Origin of the sequence: Streptomyces sp. NPDC003247, assembly GCF_042888135.1 — a bacterium.
Taxonomy (GTDB): Bacteria; Actinomycetota; Actinomycetes; order Streptomycetales; family Streptomycetaceae; genus Streptomyces.
On the sequence record NZ_JBIAPF010000001.1, the window covers coordinates 919,476 to 941,287 of the forward strand.

The following is a 21,812-nucleotide window of genomic DNA, read 5'->3' on the forward strand; positions in this document are numbered from 1 at the left end:
GATCCGTGCACTTCGTGTCGGACTTGGCGGGCGTGCCGGACGACTCGCCCTCCGCAGTGCCGGACTGCGGGGTGCTCGTGGCCGTCGCCGATGAGCTGCTCGCAGAAGAGGACGCGTTGTCGCCACCGTCGTTGTTGCATGCCGTCAGCGCCAGGCCGAGGGCCACTGCGGTCATGGCCAGTACCGAGATCTTCCGAGTGCGCATGCTGGTATCTGTCCTCTGCGTGGGGCTGTCGCTCCTGGGAGCGGCCGAATGAGCTGGGCGACTGTTCGCCCGTGTGGCTTTCTGATTCCCCAGACGGCCGGTGCGGTTGCCCAAGTTGCCTCTCGACCGCCTCCAGGACACGTTCGTGACATGACAGTGGTCGCGTCGTGAAGTCCGCAGCGCCGGCCGGCCGGGACGGTCAGCCGACGTGCGGCGGCAGGACCGCCTTGCGCGCGCGTCGGGCACCCCTCGCCGCCCGAACCATCGCGCAAATCATCCGATAATCCGACCATCGGGCATGCCGTAAAGGTCACGCTTACGGGCCGTTACTCCGCCGCACGCTGAGGGGAGACCCGCATCACAGTGTCCCAACGCGAACGCCCACCGATCGCCGCGCAGGCTTACCGGCAAGAGCGGCGACGGTGGGCGAGCACCTAGGAGGTACTGCCATGAAAGTGACCCCGACGAACCCGCTTTCAATCCCCCGACTGCGAGACTGGACAACCGTCCTCGTCGTCATCCTGGTCGTCTACGGCCCCGTCGCACAGCTCCAGGACGTCCTGACCAGCTTGATCGCACTGTCAGCGGTGCTGGTCTGCGGTTCTGCCGTGAACGCGGTGTCAGCCCGAGGGCCACAGACGTCCGCGTGACCGCCGACTAGATCCGACGAGCCCCCCTCCCCCGGCCTCGCCTCGCCAGCAAGCCGGGAGAGGGCAGCCCGTGTCCCCGCCGTGCCGGACCCGCCCGGGAACGGACCTTCGGCAGTACGGCCTCTGACGCCCTGTCGAGCGCGTGTCGAACGCATGCCGAAGGCGTACCGAAGGCCGGTCGGCGGTACGCCGCGCAGAGGGACGGAAGCCGGTCAGCGGGGGTGGGGGCGTGACCCGTCAGGCGCCTTCCAGGCGCTTGGCCGCCGGTTCGAGTCCTGCCGGGGGCTGCAAGTCTCCGCCCTCCCCCTGGAAGGGCTCTTCCGTGACCGCCGTGTTCCCGCCGTCGCGCGGCTCCCGGGCCGCCCCGATCGCCGAGCGGCGGATCTGCGGTACGGCGAGCATCACGGCCGCGCTCGCCACGGTCCAGACCACGCCGAACCACAGCAGGGGCGCGGTGCCGACGCGGGCGGCGGCCGGGGCGGCCCACCAGTAGCCGACGGTCATGGACAGGACCGTCGCCACGCCGTCGTAGGCGCTGACGCGGGACAGGACCTCGGAGGGGACGTCCGCCTGGAGGCTGCTCGTCCACAGGATGTGCAGGAGGGCGAAGCCCGCGCCGGACAGGAGCGAGCCCGCGACGAGGACGTGGACCGGGGCGCCCAGGGCGAGGAGGGCGGCGAACAGGCCCAGGCCGAAGGTGCAGAAGACGGAGGCGAGCAGAGGCCTGCGGAACGTCAGGCGCATGCCGAGGAGACCGCCGAGGAGGGCGCCGACGCCCTCGGCGGCGAGGACGGTGCCCCACTGGGCGGCGCCGTGCTCCTTGCCGCCGACGGAGGTGATGCCGAGGACCATCACCGGGCAGAGGACGAACGTGCAGGCCAGGGAGGTGTAGGCGAGGAGGGACCACAGCCAGGTCCGTGAACGGAACTCCCGCCAGCCCTCCTTGAGCTGGCGCAGGAAGCTCTCGTCCGCGCGGTCGGCACGTGCTGTCGGCGTCGTCCGTACGCCGGCCAGGAGCAGCGCGCTGACCAGGAAGGTCGCCGCGTCGATGGCGATCACCCAGGCCGGCTCGGTCCAGGCGACGAGCACACCGCCGACGGCGGGGCCCACCAGGGAGCCGATCGACTGGAGCGTGGACCCCAGGGCGTTGGCCTCCTGGAGCCGCTTCTCCGGGACCACCTCGGGGACGAACCCGTGGAAGGCGGGGTGGAAGAAGGCCGCGGCGACGGAGAGCACCGCCGCGAACGCCACGAACCCGGCCGTCGGCAGTCCCGTCGTCAGCAGGACGACGACCATGGTGGTCTCGACGGCCGCCCGCACCAGGTCGCTGCCGATCATCGTGACCCGGCGCCCCCACCGGTCCGCCAGCACCCCGCCCGCCAGCAGGAACACCATCAGGGGCGCGGTCTGCGCCCCCAGCACCAGGCCCACTCCGCTCGCCCCGCCGCCGTTGTCCAGCACGGCGAAGGACAGGGCGATGGGCATCATGCTGCTGCCCAGCACGGAGGCGGCGTGAGCGGCGAACAGCCGCCGCAGGGTGCGCTCGCGCAGGAGGTCCAGGGGGAGTCGGGCGGCCAGTCGGCCGGCGGCCGTCATCGGGCGGCCCTTCCCGTCATCGTCCGCGCTCGTGTTCCCGTCCGCGCTCGTGTTCCCGTCCGCGTTCGTGTTTCCGTACGCACTTCTGTCCCCGTGCGCATCCGCATCCCCGTACGCGCCTTCGTCCCCGTTCGTGCTCTCGTTCCCGTCGGCATCCGCATCCCCGTCCGCGTCCTTGTCCCCGTCAGCATCCGCGTCCCCGTCAGCATCCCCGACCGCTCCCCACCGCACCACCCACGTGATCCACGATGCGCGGACGGCATCCCTGCGGCTGCGTTATGTTCCTGCCATGGCGCATGCGGCAACTCCGAGCACACCGAGGGATCCCGCCGGTCCGGACGTGCTGGCCACGGCCCTCGCGGCGGCCTGGCAGGGCGTCCTGGGCACGCCCGCCGAGGAGGACACGGACTTCTACGAGGCCGGCGGCACGTCCCTGCACGCGGCCCGGATCGCCGCCGAGGCGGCCGAGTGCGCCCCGGACGTGGAGGACCTGGACGTCTGCCTGATGACCGCGCTGCTCGACGAGGCCCGTTTCGGCGACGTACGGCGGCTGGGCCAGGAGCTCATCGACTCGACGCACGGCGCCGCCTGATCGGCGGTCAGGTCCGCAGGTCGGCCAGCAGGCCGGCCGCGAACCGCGCGCACCAGTCGGGGCCGAAGCACGCGCGGTCGTAGGTGACGACCAGCTCCGGCCGGGTGCCGGACAGGTTCAGCTCCACGTCCAGCTGGGACGGGCGCACCACCGGCGCGGCCGGCTCCGCCGTGTCGTCGTCCTCCTCCAGGTCGAACGGGGTGAAGGTGAGCCCGGCCGCGGAGGTCCGCCAGGAGTCGTCGGTCACGGTGACGCTCAGCGGGGCCAGGTCGTCGCGGGCCACGCCCTTCTCGTCCGTGAGCAGTTCGACGATCTCCTCGAACTCCACCCCCTGGTGCGCCATCCCCTCCCGCATCCCCCGCCTGACCTGGGCCAGAGGCCCTTCCTCGCCGTACGGTGCGCGCGCGCCGACGCGGACGAGGACGGCCTGGGCGAGCGGACCCACGGCATCGGAGTTCATACGGTTGGCGGACATGGTGCCGAGGACGAGGTCGTCGGCACCGGAGTGTTCCAGGACCCGGCGGGCCGCCGCGGCGACGACGAGGACGGTGGGGGTGCAGCGGGCCTCCCGGGCGCCGGTCCGGAGTACGGCGGGCAGATCCGCGGGGAGGGGGAGGCGCAGCTCGGCGCCGGCCGGGAGCCAGCCCGGCTCCGGTCGCCGCTCGCCGATCCACGGCGTGGGGAAGCCGGCCAGTGCGACCCGCCAGAACTCCCAGTCGCGGGACCGGCGGTTCTCCCGGGCGGCCAGGAGGGCGGAGTAGCGGTCGGCGCGGGCGGGCGGCCCGTCGGCGGCGTAGGCCTCCTGGAGGTCCGCCACCACCTGGTGCAGGGAGAAGAGGTCCATCACCAGGCGGTGGAAGGTCAGGACGAGGACGGCACAGCCGTCACGCTCGCCGTCGCCATCACCGGGCCCATCACCATCACCGTGGCCATCACCGTGGCCATCACCGTCGCCGTCGCCGAGGATCAGCAGGTCCGCTCGGGCCAGTGCCTCCCCGGTGAGGGGAAAGGGCTCCGTCTGGGCCTCGGTCGCCCACCGGCGGACCTCCGCGAGGTGCCCGGCGTCGTCGGGACGCAGGTCGGGGCGGTATTGGACCCGGGTCTCGTGGGGGACCGCGGGGCCGAGGGTCAGGGTCTCGCCGTCCGCGTGGAATCCGGTGGCGAGCAGTTCATGACGGCCGAGGACGGAGGCCACGGCCCGGGTGAGCCGTTTCTCGTCCAGTTCGCCGTCGAGTCTCAGCGCAATGCCCGTATGCAGCAGTGCACTTCCCCGGACCGCGCATTCCACCTGCCACAGCCGCAGCTGGTGCCGGCTCAATTCCGTGGCGTGAAAAACCGTTTCTGTCCCGCTCGCCTGTCGCATGCGCCCCGCTTCCCGGAAAGGTGCGGCGAGTGCCACCCGGCGCCCGAGGCCGCCGGGCGACACCCGCCGAGGGTTCTACTTGGCCGCGGCCTGGCGACGCAGCTGCTTGACATCGATCAGGGCGAGGCTCACCGAGTTGACCTTGACCATTTCGACTCCTATCGTCGCTGTTCCGTCCGCCACCGAACGGTGGCAGGGAAATGCTTCCAGCCTGGATGATCCGGCGTCAACAAGGTCTTTGGAAAAGGGCGTCCGATTTTCGGAGCACTCGGGAGAGGCAATCGGCGCGCCCCCGGGGCCCGGCAATTCAGACGTCGTCCGACAACCGTCCCACGAAGTCGTGATAATTCTCGGCCACACGTGCGATTCGCCCGGCGTCGTGATAGCCCCGCTCGAACCAGAGTTCGCCGATGAGGGCTCCGGCTTTCAGCCGCATGTCGGTGAAGAGGGTGGCGGCGCACGCCAATGCCCGCTCCAGGCCGTTGAAGACGGGCACCGGGTGGTCGGCGGTGATGATCTGCGGGATCACCTCCACCTCCGGTGCCAGCGCCGTCGACCGGTACTGGTCCACCGGCAGCAGGCCCGTCACCCCGGTCAGCCTCAGCTCCAGGTGGGCCAGCGCGCTGCGGCAGTACGCCCCGTCGTCCGACGGACGGTCCAGGACGCGGGAGGCGACGTCCGTGAACGGCAGGTCGGCGGTGTCCGAGGCCCGTCGTACGCCCTCGTGGACGGACCGGACGTACGCGGGCAGCGGCCCGCCGGCCGTCTCCAGGGGCACCGACACGACGTTGCTGAACAGGCCGAGCGTCTCGTGGGCGGCCGGTGAGGTCCGCCCGTGCGTGTACACCGAGCACACCAGCCGGTCCCGGTCGTACTCCGTGGCCACGGCGCGGGCGAGGGCCGCGAGCAGGACGGTGTGCGGGGTGACCCGTTCGGCGCGCGACCTCCGCAGCAGCCGTCGCGTCCGGTCCGCCGTCAGGTCGAGGGACACGGACGCGAACCGCGTGTCGGCGACGACCGCGGCGGCGTCGCCGGGCAGCGGCTCCCTGGTGCCGTGCGCGCGCAGTTCCGCGGCGAGCGCGGCCGCCCGCTTCCGCACCCGGGACCGCGCCTCGGGTTCCTGCTCGCGCCGGATCAGCCCGGTGTAGCTCTCCGGCTCGGTACGGCGCATGCCGGGCGTGGCGCTCCGGCCGGGTGCGACACGCCGGGTGTAGGCCTCGGCGAGCAGTGCGCGGAAGAGGTGGTGGCAGGAGCCGTCGAAGATCAGGTGGTGCAGTTGCACGACGAGCAGGTGTTCCCGCTCGCCCGCCCGGAGCAGGGTCGCGCGCACCATGCGGTCGGTCAGGTCGAGGGGCCGGCCGAGTATTCGTTCCGCCTCGGCCGTCAGATCCTCCGGCCGCACCCGGACGGTGGTCAGCCGCCCCGGGTCGGGCCGGAGCGTCTGGCCGGGCCACACGGCGGACGGGTCGGGTCCGGGCGGGGCCGTCAGCCGCAGGCGCAGTGCCTCGTGCCGGGTCTCGATCTCGGCGAGCGCGTCCCGCAGCGCGCCCACGTCGAGCGGGCCCCGCAGCAGCAGCGTCTCGGTCGACTCGATCGGCGCCGAGTCGACGGGGTAGCTGCGCATCCACTGCCAGCACCAGTCCTGGCGGGAGTACGGGGGCAGCGCATCCGCACTCGCGGAGGTGTGCGTCATGAGCGGTCGCTCTCTTCCAGGGTCTCGTCCAGGGTGCGGACGGCTTCTTGCTGCGTCCCGTCCGAGGTGCGGACGGCCTCTTGCTGCGTCCCGTCCGAGGTGCGGACGGCCTCTTGCTGCGTCCCGTCCAGGGTGCGAACGGCCTCTTGCTGCGTTCCGTCCAAGGTGCGGACGGCCGTGACGTAGCGCCGGGCGTTGCCCGAGGGGCCGAGGAGTTCCGGCAGGGCCCGCACGGCGGGGATCGGGTGCTTGGCGGTGAAGCGGGTGAGGTTGACGGTGTGCTGCTCCCAGCGGTCCGCGCGTTCGTGGGTGAGGTGGACGCCCGGCGCGGCGGGCGCCAGCCGCATCCGCGCCCCCGACCGCCAGAGCCGGAGTCCGAGTTCGAGGTCCTCGCAGCCCCACGTGGTCCCGAACGCCTCGTCGTACCCGCCGGCCGCCTCCCACACCTCGTACGGCATGGAGGTGTTGGCCCCGACGCACGTCAGCCACGGCGACACGGGCGGCAGCCCGCCGTCGGCCATGCCGAGGACCAGGCGCTCCAGGGCGGTCGACACGGTACGTCCGAAGCGGCCGCCGGCCGCCGTCCCGTACGGGTCGTCGAGCACTTCGTCCGCCGACGCCAGCAGACGCCGGGCGCCGGGCAGCTCGCGCAGCGGTCCGTGGACGCAGGCGGGGCCGGGGCGGGCGTGCTCGGCGACGTGGGCCGTCAGCGCGGCGGGCGGGAGCAGGATGTCGTCGTCCAGGAAGAGCAGGAGCGTCCCGCGCGCGGCCCGCGCGCCGGCGTTGCGGGCCGCGGCCCGGCCCGCCCCCGGCCCGGGCACGGTCCGCAGCGGCAGCCGGCCCGCGGCGTCCGCCACGACCCCGGGGGTGCCGTCGGTGCACCCGTCGTCGACCACCACGGTCTCGTACGGGCCGGCCCCCGTCTGCCGGGCCAGACAGGCCAGCACCAGCCGCAGGCTGGCCGCCTTGTCCCGGGTGGGGATCACCACGCTGAGCACCGGGCGGGTCATGCCACGCTCTCCTCACCGAGCAGGGCCGCACCGCGAGCGGCGAGCAGGGCCGCTCCGGCGAGCGACGCATGGGCCCCGTGCACGGCGGGCCGGACCTCCGGCACCGGACGCCCCGCCCGTACCGTCGCGGCCAGCCGCGGCGCCACCCGCTCCGGCAGGGCCGTGAGCGCGGAGCCGAGGCCGCCGCCGATGTGGACGCGGGCCGGCTGCACGAGCTCCGTGAGGACGGCCAGGGCACGGGCGATCAGGCCGGCCGCGTGATCGAGGGTGTGCTCCGCCCAGTCCTCGGCGTCCGCCACGCCCGCCACCAGTTCCGCGGTCGTGGTGGTACGGCCGCGCCGCGCGGCGGCGTGAGCGGCCAGGGCGGGGCCCGACACGCCGGCCTGGAGGCAGCCGCGCCGGCCGCACCGGCAGGGCGGACCGGCCGGGTCGACCACCAGGTGGCCGACCTCGCCCGCCGTCCCCCACGCTCCCGTCAGCAGCCGGCCACCGCAGACCAGGCCGCCGCCGACGCCCGTGCCGAGGCCCAGGTAGACCAGGTCGCGGCAGCCGGTGGCGTGGGCCTCGGCCAGTGCGGCGAGCGTCGCGTCGTCGCCGAACAGAACCTCGGCACCGGTGCGCGCGAACGGCACGCGCAGGGAACGGCCGGTCCAGCCCGGCCGGTTGGGCCAGCCGACGACACGCCCGTCACCGTCGACGTTGGGCGCCGCCGCCACGCCGATCCGCACCGGGGCGGTCCCGAGCGCCCCGGCCGCCTCGGACACCGACGCCCCGAGCAGGTCCAGGTCGGCGTCCGGGTCGGCGCCGTCGCGCCAGGGGAGGGTGCGCTCGTGCACGGTGACGCCGTCGGCCAGGGCGCGCACGGCGAGTTTCGTGCCGCCGATGTCCACGGCGAGGACCGCGCCGGTCATGCCGGCTTCCGCGCGATCACGACCGACCAGGCACCCGCTCCCACGGCCCGGCTCTCCTCCACCCGCAGCCCTACGGACTCTAGTGCCGCCTGGAGCTCCGGCACCGTCCACCAGTGCAGGCGTCCCTCGGCCAGCCATCGGACCGCCGCCGTACGGCTCGCCCCGTCGGGCAGGACCCGCGCGTCGGCCACGAAGGCGTCGGCCAGCACCAGCAGGCCCTCGGGCCGCAGCAGCGCCGCGAGGGCACCGAGCCGGGGCACGGGGTCGTGCACCCCGCCGACGACGACGCATGCGCCGTACCCGCCGGGTACGGCAGGTCCGGCGGGTACGGCGGGTACGCCGGGTACAGCGGGTACGCCGGGTACAGCGGGTACGCCGGGTACAGCGGGTACGCCGGGTACGCCGGGTACAGCGGGTACGCCGGGTACGCCGGGTACGCCAGGTCCGCTTGACCCGCCGGACCCGCTGGGCCCCCCGGTTCCCCCAGTTACCCCGGGCCCCCCGTACTCCGCACCGGCGGACGGTGGGAGGCCGCCCGCGCCCACCTCCAGCAGCGGGCCGTCCACGGCGGCCCGCGCGAGGAAGTCGTCCACTGCGGCACGTGCGGAGGACGCGTCGTCGGACGCGCTCACCGCAGCGGCCGGTGGCAGGGGGCCGCCGTCCGGCGTGTACGCGGCGCCGTGCCGCACCCGGTCGGCCAGCATCCGCCCGGCCGCCGTCTCCGCAGCCGCCGTCGCTGTCACGGCCGCCGCCGTCGTCGCCGTCACCGCCGTCACCCCCGCCGTCGCCGTCACCGCCGTAGTCGCCACCGTCGCTGCCACGGCCGCCGGCACCGCCGTCACCCCCGCCGTCGCCGTCACCGCCGTAGTCGCCACCGTCGCTGCCACGGCCGCCGGCACCGCCGTAGTCGCCGCTGCCGCGGCCTCCGGCTCCGGCTCCGGCTCCGTCACCGTCGTCCCGGTCCGCGTCGGCCGCTCCCAGGTCTCGGCCGGGAGCGCGGTGCCCGTGTCCGTCCCCAGCAGGCCCAGCGCACACGCCGTGTCCAGCAGGGGGATCAGCATCTCCGCGCGCAGCGGGTCCGTCCGGGCCAGGTCCGCGGCCGTGGCGCCCGTCGCCAGTCGCGGCGGCAGGCCGAGGTCGGTGAGGGCGGCCGCGAGGACCCGCTCGGCGGTGTCCCCGGCGGGCCGGGCGAGACGGTACACGGGTGCCGCCTGTGCCTTGCCCACGGCGGAGCGGCGCAGCCGGTACCGCGACAGGAAGGCGTCCGGGACCTTGTAGGCGGCCAGGTGGGCGCGGGCGTACGCCTGGACGCGCTCCGGCGCGGCGAGGCCGGCGTCGGCGGGCACGTACTCGACGGTGAGGCCCTGGTCGTCGGAGTCGTCCGGACCGGTCGCCGTGACCGAGACGTCGGCGACGCCCGGGGCGCCGCGCAGCACCGACTCGACCTCCAGGGTGGAGACCCAGCGCGCGCCCCGGCGGACCACTCCGCGGCGGGCCCGGCCCAGGATGCGGTGGACGCCGTGCTCGTCGCGCTCGGCGAGGTCGTGCATGCGGTGGGTCGAGCCGTCCTCCAGGACGACCGCCACCTCTCCCTGGGCCGGGCCCGGCAGGGGCTCGCCGTCCGGTCCCAGCAGGTCGACGCGGACTCCGGGCATCGGGTGGCCGACGGCTCCCGAGGGCAGCCCGGGGTCGCCCCACAGCACGGCGCCCGTCTCGCTGGAGCCGAAGTTGCGGGAGACGCCGATGCCGAGGGCGCGGGTCCACAGGGCGTCCAGTTCGGCGTCCACATAGCCGGCGCCCGCCATCACACGCCGCAGGGCCGGGTAGGGCGCGTCCTCGGCGAGCGCCCGGCGCCGGGCCAGCACGCGGGCCAGGCCGGGCACGGTGACCAGGACGGTCGCCCCCTGCCGCAGCCTGGCGTGCACGGCGCCGAGGGCGCGGGGCGGCACGGGGTCGGCGTGCGCCCCGGCGACCAGCACACCGGCCAGCCAGCCGAGCGCGTAGGCGTGGCTCAGCGGCAGCGGCAGCAGCACGGAGTCGTCGGGCAGGGCCAGGCCGGCGCGGTGGTAGCGGAGGCCCTCGTCGATCACCGAAGCCGGGGTGCGGGCCACCGTCTTCGGGGCACCGGTCGAGCCGGAGGACGCGAGGAGCAGGGTGCCAGGCTCATGACATACGCCGCTCACCGAGCCGTCTCCACCCACCAAGCCGTCTCCACCCACCAAGCCGTCTCCACCCACCAAGCCGTCTCCACCCACCAAGCCGTCTCCACCCACCAAGCCGTCTCCGCCCACCAGGCCCTCTGCGTCGACCAGGCCGTCCCCGCCGACCGGACCGCCCCCCGCGTCCCCGCCCTCCTCGATCCGTGTCCGTGTCCCCCCGTCCGTCAGCAGCCGTCGTGCCGCCCCGACGGCCCGGGACAGCCGTCGTACCTCCGCCGGGGGCGCGTCGGCCGGCAGCAGCAGCGGGCATGCTCCGGCCGCGGTCAGGGCGAGCAGCCCGACGACCCACTCCGGCTGGTTGGGGCCGTGCAGGCCGACGGGCTCACCCGGGCGCACCCCCGCCGCGCGCAGCCGCTCCGCCAGCTCCACCACCCGGGCGACGGCTTCCCGCCGGGTCAGCTCGCCCAGCGCGGGCGCGTCCGGATCGAGGTCCGGCCGGGAGAACGCCTCCCACAGATCCCGGGGCACGTCCGACAGGCCACCCCGAGACGGGTCCGAGGACGCCCCGGGGTGGGCTGTGGGGCGTGCCCGCGGTCGTGACCGCTCAGCGCCCATCGCCGCCCGCCTCCGCCAGCCGTCGCAGCAGCGCGTCCGCCGCCAGTTCGTACCCGTGGGTGCCGAAGCCGGCGATGACGCCGACGGCGAGCGGGGAGAGGACGGAGTTGTGCCGGAAGGACTCGCGGGCCCAGACGTTGGAGATGTGCACCTCCGCCCAGGGCGCCGGGTAGTCGGCGAGGGCGTCGCGCAGGCTCCAGCCGGCGATCATCAGCGCGCCGGGGTTGACGATCGCGGCGGCGGTGTCGCGGTGCTTGTGCAGGGCGCGGATCACCTCGCCCTCGCCGTCGTGCTGTTCGCTGCGCAGCCCGTACCCGGCGGCGGCCAGCCGGGCGGCGACCGCCTCCTCCACCTCGGCGAGGGTGGTGGTGCCGTAGATCCCGGGTTCGCGGGTGCCCAGGGTGCCCAGGTTGGGTCCGTTGAGCAGCAGGACGTCACGGGAGGTCGGGGCGGTGGTCACGCGGGGGTCCCTTCACGGTGGTGCAGGAGCAGGGCGAGTTCGGCGCAGGACGCGGCGACGAGGTCGGGCCGGTGGCCGAGGAGTTCCTCCCGGTCGCCCTGGCCCCACAGGCACGCGGCGGTGCGGGTGCCGGCGGCGCGGCCGGCCCGCAGGTCGAGGGCGGAGTCGCCGACCATGACGGCGCCCTCGGCGGCGGCGCCGATCTTGTCGAGGGCGAGCAGGACGATGTCCGGGGCGGGCTTGCCGTGGGCGACCTCGTCGCTGCCGCAGACGGCGTCCACCAGGTCGAGCAGTCCGGTCGCGGAGAGCGCCTCGACGGCCCGTCCGTGGGTCTTGCCGGTGGCGACGGCGAGCGCGAGGCCGGCCTCGCGCAGGCCGGTGAGCAGTTCGGCGGCGCCGGGGCAGGGTTCGATCTCGTGCACGAGCTTGCGGCTCTCGATGACGAACGGCTCGTACATCGCGACGGGCAGGCCCATGATCCGCAGCGTGTCGGGCATGTGCCGGCCCAGATGGGCGAGGTACTCCTCGAAGGGCGCCTCGCCGTCGCCGACGGTGAGGGCGTACGCGCGCTGGAAGGCCCTGCGCATCACGTGGATGCTGTCGATGAGGACGCCGTCGAGGTCCAGGACGACGGCCCGCAGCGGCGGTTCGCCCACCGGTCGCCGCGACGACAGGCCACCCGCCGGTCCCTGGGACGCCAGATCGCCCACCGGTCCCCGCGCCGGCAGGCCGCTCACCGCTCCCTGCGACGGCAGGCCACCCACCGGCCGCTCCACCGGAACGCCACCCACCGGCCGCTCCACCGGAACCCCGCCCACCCCCCGCTCCACCGGAACGTCACTCACCGATCGCTCCCCCGGAACGCCACCCACCGGCCGCTCCGCCGGAACCCCGCCCACCCCCCGCTCCACCGGAACGTCACTCACCGGTCGCTCCGCCGGCGGCGGCCGCCCGCAGGCCGCTCACCAGGTGGGCGACGTCGTCGTCGGTCATGGTCGCGCCGAGCCCGACGGTGACCGACCGGCCGAGGATCGCCTCGCTGGCGCGCAGCCGGCCGGGGGCCTCCCAGGCGGTGCCCCAGGCGGTGCGGCCGGCCCGCACGGCGGGGTTCTGGTGGACCAGGCGGCCCTGGTAGAGGGTGCCGGCGGGGATGCCCGCCGCGGTGAGCGCGGTGACGAAGCGGCGGGCGGCCATACGGTTCTCCAGCAGCAGGGTGAGGTCGCCGCCGCTGCCCTCCTCGTCCGGCAGCCGCCGCCATGCGAGGTCCAGGTCGGCGAGTTCGGCGCGGACGGTGCGGGCGGTGTCGCGCAGCCGCCGCAGCATCGGGGTGAGCCGCTCCAGCTGGACGGAGAGGACGGCGCCCGCGATCTCGGTCATCCGCAGGTTGGCGCCGAGGAAGGCCTCGCCCGCCGTGCCGCCGCGGTCCCCGCCGCGGGAGGTGGTGAACTGCCCGCCCTGGTCCTGGTAGCGCACGACGCGGTCGTGGACGTCCGCGTCACGGGTGACGACGGCGCCGCCCTCGCCCGCGGTGATGTTCTTCTCCAGCTGGAAGCTGAACGCCCCCGCGTCCCCGATCGCCCCGACGGGCCGCCCCCGGTAGCCGACTCCGCAGGCCTGGGCGGCGTCCTCCAGCACCCTCAGGCCGTGCCGCGCGGCGACGGCGAGGATCGGGTCCAGGTCGGCGGCGGCGTTGTTGAGGTGGACCGGCATGACGGCGAAGGTCCGCTCGGTGACGAGCTCCTCCCAGGCCGTCGGGTCCAGGGTGAGCGACTCGTCGATGTCGGCGAAGACCGGGACGCCGCGCGCGGCGACGACGGCGTTGACACAGCCGATGAAGGTGGCGGACGGCACGATCACCTCGCCGCCCTCGGGGATGCCCATGCCGATGAGGGCGCAGGTCAGGGCGGCGGTGCCGGAGGACACGCCCACCGCGTGGGGCGCCTGGTGGAGGGCGGCGAAACGTTCCTCGAAGGTCTCGACGCGACGCTGGAGGGCGGGCCCGTAGTAGCGGAAGAGGGAGCGGCTCTCCAGCACCTCCAGCGCGGCCGCCTTCTCCTCCTCGCCCCACAGGGCCAGTCCGCGCAGCGGTTCGTAGCGCAGGGCGGTGGGCTCGGACAGGGATGTGGTCATGGCATTCGTCTCCGGTGCTGTCTAGAGGGCAGCCGTGGCGCGGTAGCAGGTGTCGACGACGGCCAGGGCGTCGCGGGCCTCCCGCAGGGCGCGCTCCGTGGCGTCGGCGCGCGCCGCCTCGTCCCGCAGCGCGTCCAGGTGCAGGTCGTACTCGTCCCCGATGCCGGCCGGGGGCAGCGGTACGCGCCGCTCCCCGTCCTGGTCCCGCAGGGTCAGGGCCGGTGCGGTCACCCGGCGGGTGCTGAAGCCGAAGGTGGTGGTCAGCTCGGCGGTGCCCTCGGTGCCGTGCAGCACCAGCCGGGTGACGTCGACGGTCTCGTACGACGCCCAGGCGCACCTCAGGTGCAGGCCGTACCGTTCGGTGGCCACCAGGGCGGTCAGCTGGTCCTCGACGTCGGCCGTCGGGCGGGCGGCCGCGCCGGCGTGCCACTCGGCGCCCCAGCCCTCGCGGGTGAGGAAGTCGCTGGAGGCGAGGGCGGTGGCGCCGCGCACGGCGGAGGCGCCCCACAGGTGGTGCAGGACGTCGACGAGGTGCCAGCCCAGGTCGACCAGGACGCCGCCGCCGGCGCTCTCCCGGCGGGCGAACCAGTCGCTGCCGGGGATGCCCCGGGAGCGCACCCAGCTCAGTTCGGCGAGCCGGGGCGTGCCGAGCGCCCCGGCGGCGACGATCCGGGCCAGTTCCCCGACGTCGGCGCGGTGGCGGGCGGCGGTGGACAGCAGCAGCCGGCCGCCGCCCTCGCGGGCCGCGTCCTCCAGCAGCCGCAGATGGCCCGGTGTGGTGCCGGTGGGCTTCTCCAGGAAGACGTCGAGGCCCCGGCGCAGGAAGCCGCTCGCGAGGGCGCCGTGGGTGTGGTTGGGGGTGAGGACGAAGACCAGGTCGGCGTCGTCCCGCCCGATCTCGCCGGGGCCGCCGCACAGCCGGGCCCCGGCGATCAGCTCCCCGGCCCGCTCGACGGCCTCGGGCCGCGGCTCCACCACGGCGACGACCTCGAACGCGGGGTGCTTGACCAGCCGGGGCAGCCACACCTCGCGGGCCACCCAGCCCAGTCCCACGACGGCGACCCTCATCAAGCGGGACGCTTCTTCCCCGCCGGCGCGGACAGCACCTTGGCCAGGGCCTCGGCGACGTCGGCGCAGTCGGCGTCGGTGCCCAGCAGTACCCGGTGGTGCAGCCAGAAGCCCCGGGCGCCGAGGTGCTCGCTGACCGGGTTGCGCTCGGCGAGCTCCGCGACGCCGGGCAGGCCGTTGCCGATCAGGGCGGCGTGGGCCTCGGTGCGGTACACCGGCGGGTAGTTGACGAAGGCGGGGATGCCCTCGGCGACCAGGGCCCGCACCAGGTGGTCGCGGTCGACGTCGGCGTGGACCTCGGGGTCGAGGGCGGCCATGGCCATGTAGTGCGGGTTGAGGTCGCAGTGCGGGTCGCGGCCCTGCGGGAGCACGCCGGGTATCTCGCGCAGCGCCGCCGACAGGGTCTTCCAGCGGCTCTCCCGGCGTTCGTTCTGCTCGGCGAGCCGGCCGAGCTGGACGCGCAGCACCGCGCCGGCGAACTCGGTCATGCGGTAGTTGGAGGAGGGGCTGCGGTGCTCGTAGTGGGTGTCGCCGATCGGCCGGCCGCAGCTGTGCCGGGCGAACGCCTCGTCGAACCGGTCCGCCGACGGCAGCAGCAGCGCGCCGCCCTCGCCCGCCGTCATCAGCTTGCCGTTCTGGAAGCTGAACGCGGCGAGCGTGCCGAAGTCGCCGACGCGACGTCCGGAGCGGACGGCGCCGTGGGCGTGCGCCGCGTCCTGGAAGACGACGACGCCGTGCCGGTCCGCCCAGGCGCCGATGGCGTCCATGTCGGCGATGTGCCCGGCCATGTGCACGGGGATGACCACCCGGGTCCGCTCGGTGCGCGCGGCCTCCAGCGCGGCCGGGTCGAGGCAGTACGTGTCGGGGTCGACGTCCACCGGGACCGGGACGCCGCCGGCGCGCTGCACGGCGATGGAGGTGGAGATGAAGGTGAACGCGGGGACGATCACCTCGTCGCCCGGCTCCAGGCCCAGCAGCTCCAGGCCGAGCTCCAGGGCGTGCGTGCCGTTGGTGACGGCGAGCGCGGTGCCGCCGTGGTACGCGCCGAACTCCGCCTCGAACGAGGTGACCTCGCTGCCGCCGACCCGCCACCACTGCCCCTGGTCGACGGCGCGGACGAGCGCCTCGCGTTCGGCGTCGTCGTGGTGGGGCCAGGCCGGGAAGTCGTGGCGGCGGACCGGAGTCCCGCCGTCGAGTGCCAGAACCACTGTGCGTCCCTCTCAGTCGGTGGCGCGGTCGCCGGCCGGCGGCAACGCGTCCAGGTCGTCGGCGGAGTGTCCGACCACGTAGTCCTCGATGACCAGCAGGTCCAGCAGGCTGGAGCCGTAGAACTCCAGGGCCTGCTGCGGAGTCTCGACGATCGGCTGGCCGTTGTCGTTGAACGACGTGTTCAGCACCACCGGCACTCCGGTCAGCCGGTGGAAGTGCGCGATGAGCTCGTGGTAGGCGCCGTTGTCGGCGGCCGTCACGGTCTGCACCCGGGCCGTCCCGTCGACGTGCACGATCGCCGGCACGTGCGCCTGCTTCTCGGGCCGCACCGGCGCGACGATGAGCATGTACGGCGACTCGATGTCGAGGTCGAACCAGTCGGCGGCGTGCTCGCGCAGCACGGCCGGGGCGAACGGCCGGAACGCCTCGCGGTGCTTGACGCGGGCGTTGATGACGTCCTTGGTCTCGGCGTGCCGCGGGTCGGCGAGGATGCTGCGGTGGCCGAGCGCCCGCGGCCCGAACTCCGAACCTCCGGTGAACCAGCCCAGCAGCTTGCCGTCGGCGAGCAGTGCGGCGGCGGTGCGGGCGGGCTCGGCGACCTTGCGGTAGGGCAGGCCGGAGGCGTCGAGGGCGGCCCGTACCTCGCCGTCGTCGTAGGTGCGGCCGAGGTAGGCGTGGCGCTGGGCGGTGCGGGCGGGCTCCTTGCGGGGCTGCCCGGCGATGACGTGGTAGCCGTAGTAGGCGGTGCCGACGGCGCAGCCGCCGTCGCCCGCGGCGGGCTGGACGAAGACGTTCTCGAACGGCGTCTCGCGCAGCAGCCGTCCGTTGGCCACGCAGTTCAGCGCGACGCCGCCGGCCAGGCACAGGTCGGTCAGGCCGGTGTCGGCGTGCAGCCGCCGGGCGACGTGCAGGAGGGTCTCCTCCAGGGTGTCCTGCGCGGCCCAGGCGAGGTCGGCGGCGCGGGCGAAGCGCTCGTCGCCCTCGTAGCCGTCGAGGGCGTGCTCGATGAAGTCGAGGAGGCCGCCGTCCTTCAGGTGGAGTTCGTAGCGGCCGTCGGGCAGGAGCGTGAGGTACTCGGCGAACCGCTTGCGGTAGCGGGGCGTTCCGTAGGGGGCGAGACCCATGGTCTTGCCGTCCTCGGACAGGTACCAGTGCCGGCCCTCGTACTCGTCCTCGTACAGGGTGAAGCCGATGGCGTGGCTGACCGCCTTGTACATGTAGCCGAGGGAGTGGTCGCTGTCGCCGGCCTGGTAGACGCGCAGGGCGCTGAGCCCGTCGGTGGACCAGTTCGTGCCGAGCACCTTGGTCAGCTCGGTGATGGTGGTGCCGTCGCCGACGGCGGTGGTGAGGGTCTCCACGCCCCGGTCGTCGATGAGGCTGCCCGCGCCGTCGACGACGAGGATGGCGGCCCGCTCGAAGGGTGAGGGGTAGAAGGTGCTGGCGGCGTGCGCCATGTGGTGCCGTATCAGGTGGATGCGCTTGCGGAACGGGAACCAGGCGGGGGCCAGCAGGGTGTCGTCGGCGACGACGACGTCGACGTCGGCGAGGCGCGCCCCGGCCGTGTCGAGGCAGTACCGCCAGGACTGGTTGAACAGTGAGTTGACCCCGACCGAGTACTTGACCCGGCGGACCCGTTCCTCCTCGATGCCGGCGGCGATGGTGCCGTCGGAGACGAGACAGGCCGCGAAGTCGTGGTTGGAGCCGCCGAGGCCGAGCGTCAGCATCCCCTGGTTTCCCCTCTTCGAGCTCTGCGCGTGTGCCGTGGTCACGGGCGCACGGCGTGGATCAGGCAGTTCAGTCCGTCGTCGCCGGCCGCCGCCGGAGGTGTGAGTACGTTCGGCTCCAGCCCCATCTCCGTCAGGTACGCGCAGAGTTCGGCGACCCGGCCGCGCACGTCCTGGGCGTCGATGACGACGGTGCGCACCAGGGGGAGCTGCCGCTCGTCGATCCCCCGCAGGATGTCCAGTTCGGAGCCCACCGCGTCGATCTTCAGCAGGTCGACGGGGCGCTCGGTGCCGAGGTACCGGGAGAGCCGGTCGACGCGGACGGTGGTCTCCCGCCCCTGGAACATCCGCTCCACGACCCTCGGCGGGAAGCTCCGGCCGAGCAGTTCCTTCAGCTGTCCCTGGTCCTGCGGGTACCGCGTCGAACTGCTGGGCAGCAGCGGGTAGTAGCGGAAGGAGACGCCGTCCGACGCCTCGGCGCCGAGGGCCACGTCGTGCGCCTCGACGCCGTCCCAGCCGAACCGGGCCGCGTTGGCGCGCAGGGCGGCGACGAGTTCGGGCAGCGGCTCGAAGGCCAGTACGCGCGCCCGGGGACACTGCTGTTTCACGAAGAGCGTGAACAGCCCGATGTTCGCCCCGACGTCGACGACGAACGGATCGTCGGGCAGCGAAATGCCCGCATAGGTGCCGCCCTGGAATATCTCCCCGTACAGAAAGCGCGCGTCCAGCGCGCTGACGGCGTGCACGGAGATCCCGTCCGCCACTTCCATCAGCTTCGGCGGCGTCATTTCCGGTGCTCTCCCGGGACTCAGCCGAGACGCTCGACGACGTAGTCGGCGAGGCGGTCCTCGGACGTCAGGGTGTCCTCGGTCAGATCCTCGTCCTCGAAGGTGACACCAAAGCGCTCTTCGAGAAGGAGCAGGAACTCCAGCGCGTCCAGTGAAGTGAAGCCGTACGCCTCGAGGAAGTTGCTGCTGTTCTCATTCACCGTTCGACCACTGGAGGCGGCGAACTCCTTGGCGATTTGGTGTATCTCCTGAAGCACTTCGTCGCGGTTCACACGCAGCCTTTCATTCGATCGGTCGGATCACAATCTAGTGGGCAAGAACCCGGGCTGTCCATGCTGAATATCCATCAGAAAGGCGACTTGACACGTCACTTGGCATCGGCAAGGAGACGTTCGAGCCATCTCCGCTGGTGTTGCAGCGCCATCTCGTTGCGGCCGAAGACGAAGTGCGTATTCGCCCCCGAGGACAAGGCCGCCTGTACGTCGAATCCGGTGCGGTAGTCCTCTTCGAGCACACCGCGTTCGACGAGTTCGCTGAACTCCGCCGTGTACTTCCTGTCCTCCTCGGTGACCGGCGGGACGCGGGTCACGATGGTCTGCACGGTGCGGCTGCGGTCGGGGGTGGGGCCGGGCATGATCCGGGAGACCACGCCGTGTCCCTCCCAGGCGCCGGCGACCGACACGTTGGGGAAGACGGTGTAGACGGTCCCGCAGTGCGGGGCGGGGTCCCACTCCTCGACCGGCAGGTCGCGCAGGGTCCGGATCGACTTGGCGGGGTACAGGATCCGCTGGTGCGGGCCGAAGGCGTCGACCACCATCAGGTTGGAGGTGGAGGTCGGGGCGAACGTCGTCCGGTGCAGCGCCTGGATGTGGTAGCTCTCCAGGTAGCCGTCGTAGGCGACCTTCCAGCCGGGGCCGTCCAGTTCCCGCTGCTCGTACACGTGCCACCGGTCGAGTTCGAGCCGTTCCAGTTCCCGCGCGTAGTCGCCGAGCCAGGAGTCGAGGTCGATCGGCCGGTCCGGGGTGAGGGAGACCCACACGAACCCGTACCCCTCGACGGCGGGCAGCGGCCGCAGCCCCAGGGCGTCGGTGTCGACGTCGCCGAAGGTGCCGGGCTTGTGGACGGCGACCAGGGAGCCGTGGTCGTCGTAGACCCAGGCGTGGTACGGGCAGCGGAAGCGGTGGCGGGTGCCGGTGCCGACGGGGCAGAGCTGGGCGCCGCGGTGGCGGCAGACGTTGAGGAAGGCCCGTACGACGCCGTCCCGGCCGCGGCTGAGGAGGACCGGGGTGCCCAGCGCGTCGAGGGCCTTGTAGGTGCCGGCGGCGGGCAGTTCGGCGGAGAGCGCGAGGGCGAGCGGGACGCGCCGGAACACGGTGTCGAGCTCGCGCCGCCAGCGTCCGGGGTCGAGGTACTCCTCGACGGGAACCCGCATCACGTCGTCGGCCTGATCGGTCGTGCCGACCTCCAGGTGGGCCAGGGCCCGCTGTGCGAGGGCCACGGCCCCGGCGTGGTCGATCACCGCTCCAACCTCCCGTTTCCTCGGTGTCCCTCTCCGCCGGGCAGTCCGAAGAACCGCTGGTAGAGCAGGACCTGGCTGTCCAGCATGGAGCGGCCCGGCACGACGGGCCGGCCGCTGTCCGCGGCGGCCCGGAGCAGGGCGGTCTCGGCGGGTTTCATCACGATGTCGGCGACCGTGCAGTCCGCGCGCAGGTGGGCCGGGTCGAACGGCAGGGGGTCCTCGGGGCGCATGCCGAGCGGGGTGGCGTTCACCGCGAGGCCGGCGGTCGCGAGGTCGCCGTCGGCACCGGCCCGCGCCCAGCCCGGCCGGTGTGCCGCGAGCCGGTCGAGGAGGTCCGTACGGCGCTCCGGGTCGGACTCGAACAGCAGCAGCCGGGCCGCGCCGGAGGTGAGCAGGGCCGCGGCGAGGGCCCGCCCGGCTCCCCCGGCGCCGAACAGGGCGACCCGCTCCCCGGCGGGGTCGTGGCCGTGGCCGCGCAGCCCGTGGACGAAGCCGGCTCCGTCGAAGTTGTCGGCCCGCCAGGTGCCGTCCGCATTGCGGCGCAGGGCGTTGGCGCTGCCGGCGAGCTCGGCGGCCGGCCCCAGCTCGTCGGCGTACCGGCACACGTCGATCTTGTGCGGGACGGTGACGAGGATGCCGTCGAGGTTGCGGGTGCGGCGCAGTCCGCGCATCACCTCGTCGAGCCCGTCGGGGCCGACGTGGACGGGGACCAGCACGGCGTCCGTCGCAGTGCGGGCGAACAGGTCGTTGAGCAGGCCGGGGGCGCGCACCTGGGCCACCGGGTCGCCCAGGACGACGTAGAGGCGGGTGGTGCCGGAGACGGCGGGCCGGGGGTCGGTCATGGCGCTCCCGGTGCGGCGGCCGGGGCGGGGCCCGTGGGCAGGTCCGCCAGGACGGAGGCGACCAGCCGTTCGTCGACGCCGGTGACCAGTTCCGCGCCGTCCGGCCCGTCGAGGACGAAGGTGAGCCCGGTGTCGGTGTCCCGTCCCTTCTTGTCCCGCCGCATGAGCTCCACCAGCACCGGCACGGGGACGTCCGCGGGCCGCCAGGTGGGCAGGCCGAAGCTCTCGACCATCTCCCGGTGCAGGGTCACCCGGTCGGTGCCGATCCGTCCGAGCCGGCCCGCGAGGAGTCCCGCGAACACCGTTCCGGCGGCCACCGCCTCGCCGTGCCGCCAGGTGTAGTCGGTGGCCCGCTCGACGGCGTGGGCGAGGGTGTGCCCGTAGTTGAGGAGGTGCCGGACGCCCTGGTCGCGCTCGTCCCGCGCGACGACGGAGGCCTTGAGCCGGACGCTCGCCACGATCTGCTCCCGCAGGCCGAGGCCGCGCAGGTCGCCGGCGCCGATGAAGGCGCAGCGGGCGATCTCGCCGTAGCCGCTGAGGAGTTCGCGCCGGGACAGGCCGTGCAGGAAGTCGGTGTCGCAGAGCACCGCGCTCGGCTGCCAGTAGGCGCCGACGAGGTTCTTGCCCTCGGGGAGGTTGACGGCGGTCTTCCCGCCGACACTGGCGTCGACCTGCGCGAGCAGCGTGGTCGGCAGGTGCACGACCTTGATCCCGCGGTGGTAGAGGGCGGCGGCCAGGCCGACGGTGTCCGTGGTGGTCCCGCCGCCGCAGGCGACGACCGCGTCGGCCCGGGTGAGCCCGGCCGCGACGAACGCCCGGCAGTACGTCTCGACGGTGGCGAGCGTCTTGTGGTGCTCCCCGTCGGCGACCGGGACGACCGTGAACGGCACGCCGGGGTCGGGGAGCCGTGGCTCGCGGACGGCGGTGACGACGGCGACGCGGCCGACGCCGAGCTCCTCCAGCACCGCGGGCAGCAGCCGGCGGGCCCCCGGCCCGACGTGGACGGCGTAGTGGTGGTCCTTCGAGGTGACGTCGACACGGCTGAGGCCGGATTCCGCGCCCCCGCCGACCTCCACCCGTGAACGGATTGCGCTCATGCCTTCAGTGCCCCCGTGGCTGTCCGGCCTTCACCGACGGGCATGCTAGCGCACAGGTACTGATCATGGTCACCCCCCGAGAGAGTGATACGCCCAATTCTCGTTGCGCGCCCGGGGTTTCACGAGCCTCCTGTCGAGAACTCGCGCTCTGGTAGCGCACTTGACGAGCCGTTAGGGTGGC

General features: G+C 73.9%; 18 protein-coding genes and 1 pseudogene. 1 reads left to right on the forward strand and 18 read right to left on the reverse strand.

Annotated features, from left to right (window positions below; all coding sequences use genetic code 11):
- Positions 1-205, reverse strand: a pseudogene (locus ACFYWQ_RS03840) (hypothetical protein); the annotation flags it as partial.
- An 887-nt stretch (positions 206-1,092) separates the two neighbouring features.
- Positions 1,093-2,451 carry an MFS transporter gene (locus ACFYWQ_RS03845; protein ID WP_389512472.1) on the reverse strand — a complete coding sequence of 453 codons (1,359 nt, stop codon included), beginning with the start codon at positions 2,449-2,451 and terminating at the stop codon, positions 1,093-1,095.
- Positions 2,452-2,740: 289 nt separating this feature from the next.
- On the opposite strand from ACFYWQ_RS03845, the gene ACFYWQ_RS03850 reads away from it, so the two are divergent.
- Positions 2,741-3,043 carry a phosphopantetheine-binding protein gene (locus ACFYWQ_RS03850; RefSeq protein ID WP_389512474.1) on the forward strand — a complete coding sequence of 101 codons (303 nt, stop codon included), beginning with the start codon at positions 2,741-2,743 and terminating at the stop codon, positions 3,041-3,043.
- A 7-nt stretch (positions 3,044-3,050) separates the two neighbouring features.
- Here the strand turns inward: ACFYWQ_RS03850 and ACFYWQ_RS03855 are convergent, their stop codons facing one another.
- The 16 genes from ACFYWQ_RS03855 to ACFYWQ_RS03930 form a co-directional block, all read right to left on the reverse strand.
- Entirely contained in the window at positions 3,051-4,361 is a 1,311-nt protein-coding gene (locus ACFYWQ_RS03855; RefSeq protein WP_389512476.1) for a condensation domain-containing protein, read from the reverse strand.
- Positions 4,362-4,713: 352 nt separating this feature from the next.
- A complete protein-coding gene (locus ACFYWQ_RS03860; protein ID WP_389512477.1) occupies positions 4,714-6,099 on the reverse strand; it encodes a condensation domain-containing protein in 1,386 nt (461 codons plus the stop codon).
- A complete protein-coding gene (locus ACFYWQ_RS03865; protein ID WP_389512479.1) occupies positions 6,096-7,109 on the reverse strand; it encodes a glycosyltransferase family 2 protein in 1,014 nt (337 codons plus the stop codon). Before ACFYWQ_RS03865 ends, ACFYWQ_RS03860 begins: the two co-directional genes overlap by 4 nt.
- On the reverse strand, positions 7,106-8,020 hold the full coding sequence (locus ACFYWQ_RS03870; protein ID WP_389512481.1) for an ROK family protein: 915 nt from the start codon (positions 8,018-8,020) through the stop codon (positions 7,106-7,108). The genes ACFYWQ_RS03865 and ACFYWQ_RS03870 overlap by 4 nt, the downstream gene beginning before the upstream one ends.
- Positions 8,017-10,707: an AMP-binding protein gene (locus ACFYWQ_RS03875; protein WP_389512483.1), complete on the reverse strand. Its 2,691-nt coding sequence runs from the start codon at positions 10,705-10,707 to the stop codon at positions 8,017-8,019. Before ACFYWQ_RS03875 ends, ACFYWQ_RS03870 begins: the two co-directional genes overlap by 4 nt.
- 76 nt (positions 10,708-10,783) lie before the next feature.
- Entirely contained in the window at positions 10,784-11,254 is a 471-nt protein-coding gene (locus ACFYWQ_RS03880) for a type II 3-dehydroquinate dehydratase (protein WP_389512485.1), read from the reverse strand.
- Positions 11,251-12,099: an HAD-IA family hydrolase gene (locus ACFYWQ_RS03885; RefSeq protein ID WP_389512487.1), complete on the reverse strand. Its 849-nt coding sequence runs from the start codon at positions 12,097-12,099 to the stop codon at positions 11,251-11,253. Before ACFYWQ_RS03885 ends, ACFYWQ_RS03880 begins: the two co-directional genes overlap by 4 nt.
- A gap of 73 nt (positions 12,100-12,172) precedes the next feature.
- Positions 12,173-13,384, reverse strand: coding sequence for a DegT/DnrJ/EryC1/StrS family aminotransferase (locus tag ACFYWQ_RS03890; protein WP_389512488.1), 1,212 nt, complete (start codon positions 13,382-13,384; stop codon positions 12,173-12,175).
- Between the two features lie 21 nt (positions 13,385-13,405).
- Positions 13,406-14,452, reverse strand: coding sequence for a Gfo/Idh/MocA family protein (locus ACFYWQ_RS03895; RefSeq protein WP_389512490.1), 1,047 nt, complete (start codon positions 14,450-14,452; stop codon positions 13,406-13,408).
- Positions 14,452-15,660, reverse strand: coding sequence for a DegT/DnrJ/EryC1/StrS family aminotransferase (locus ACFYWQ_RS03900; RefSeq protein WP_389512492.1), 1,209 nt, complete (start codon positions 15,658-15,660; stop codon positions 14,452-14,454). The genes ACFYWQ_RS03895 and ACFYWQ_RS03900 overlap by 1 nt, the downstream gene beginning before the upstream one ends.
- Positions 15,661-15,672: 12 nt before the next feature.
- Positions 15,673-17,385 carry a carbamoyltransferase gene (locus ACFYWQ_RS03905; RefSeq protein ID WP_389512494.1) on the reverse strand — a complete coding sequence of 571 codons (1,713 nt, stop codon included), beginning with the start codon at positions 17,383-17,385 and terminating at the stop codon, positions 15,673-15,675.
- Positions 17,386-17,426: 41 nt separating this feature from the next.
- On the reverse strand, positions 17,427-18,173 hold the full coding sequence (locus ACFYWQ_RS03910; protein ID WP_389512495.1) for an FkbM family methyltransferase: 747 nt from the start codon (positions 18,171-18,173) through the stop codon (positions 17,427-17,429).
- A gap of 20 nt (positions 18,174-18,193) precedes the next feature.
- Positions 18,194-18,445 (reverse strand): phosphopantetheine-binding protein, encoded by a 252-nt coding sequence (locus ACFYWQ_RS03915; RefSeq protein WP_020129798.1) that lies wholly within the window; start codon positions 18,443-18,445, stop codon positions 18,194-18,196.
- Positions 18,446-18,540: 95 nt separating this feature from the next.
- Positions 18,541-19,692: an aromatic ring-hydroxylating dioxygenase subunit alpha gene (locus ACFYWQ_RS03920; protein ID WP_389512497.1), complete on the reverse strand. Its 1,152-nt coding sequence runs from the start codon at positions 19,690-19,692 to the stop codon at positions 18,541-18,543.
- Positions 19,689-20,534: a shikimate dehydrogenase family protein gene (locus ACFYWQ_RS03925; protein ID WP_389512499.1), complete on the reverse strand. Its 846-nt coding sequence runs from the start codon at positions 20,532-20,534 to the stop codon at positions 19,689-19,691. The genes ACFYWQ_RS03920 and ACFYWQ_RS03925 overlap by 4 nt, the downstream gene beginning before the upstream one ends.
- Positions 20,531-21,631 (reverse strand): 3-dehydroquinate synthase family protein, encoded by a 1,101-nt coding sequence (locus tag ACFYWQ_RS03930; RefSeq protein WP_389512501.1) that lies wholly within the window; start codon positions 21,629-21,631, stop codon positions 20,531-20,533. The genes ACFYWQ_RS03925 and ACFYWQ_RS03930 overlap by 4 nt, the downstream gene beginning before the upstream one ends.
- Positions 21,632-21,812: the final 181 nt, after the last annotated feature.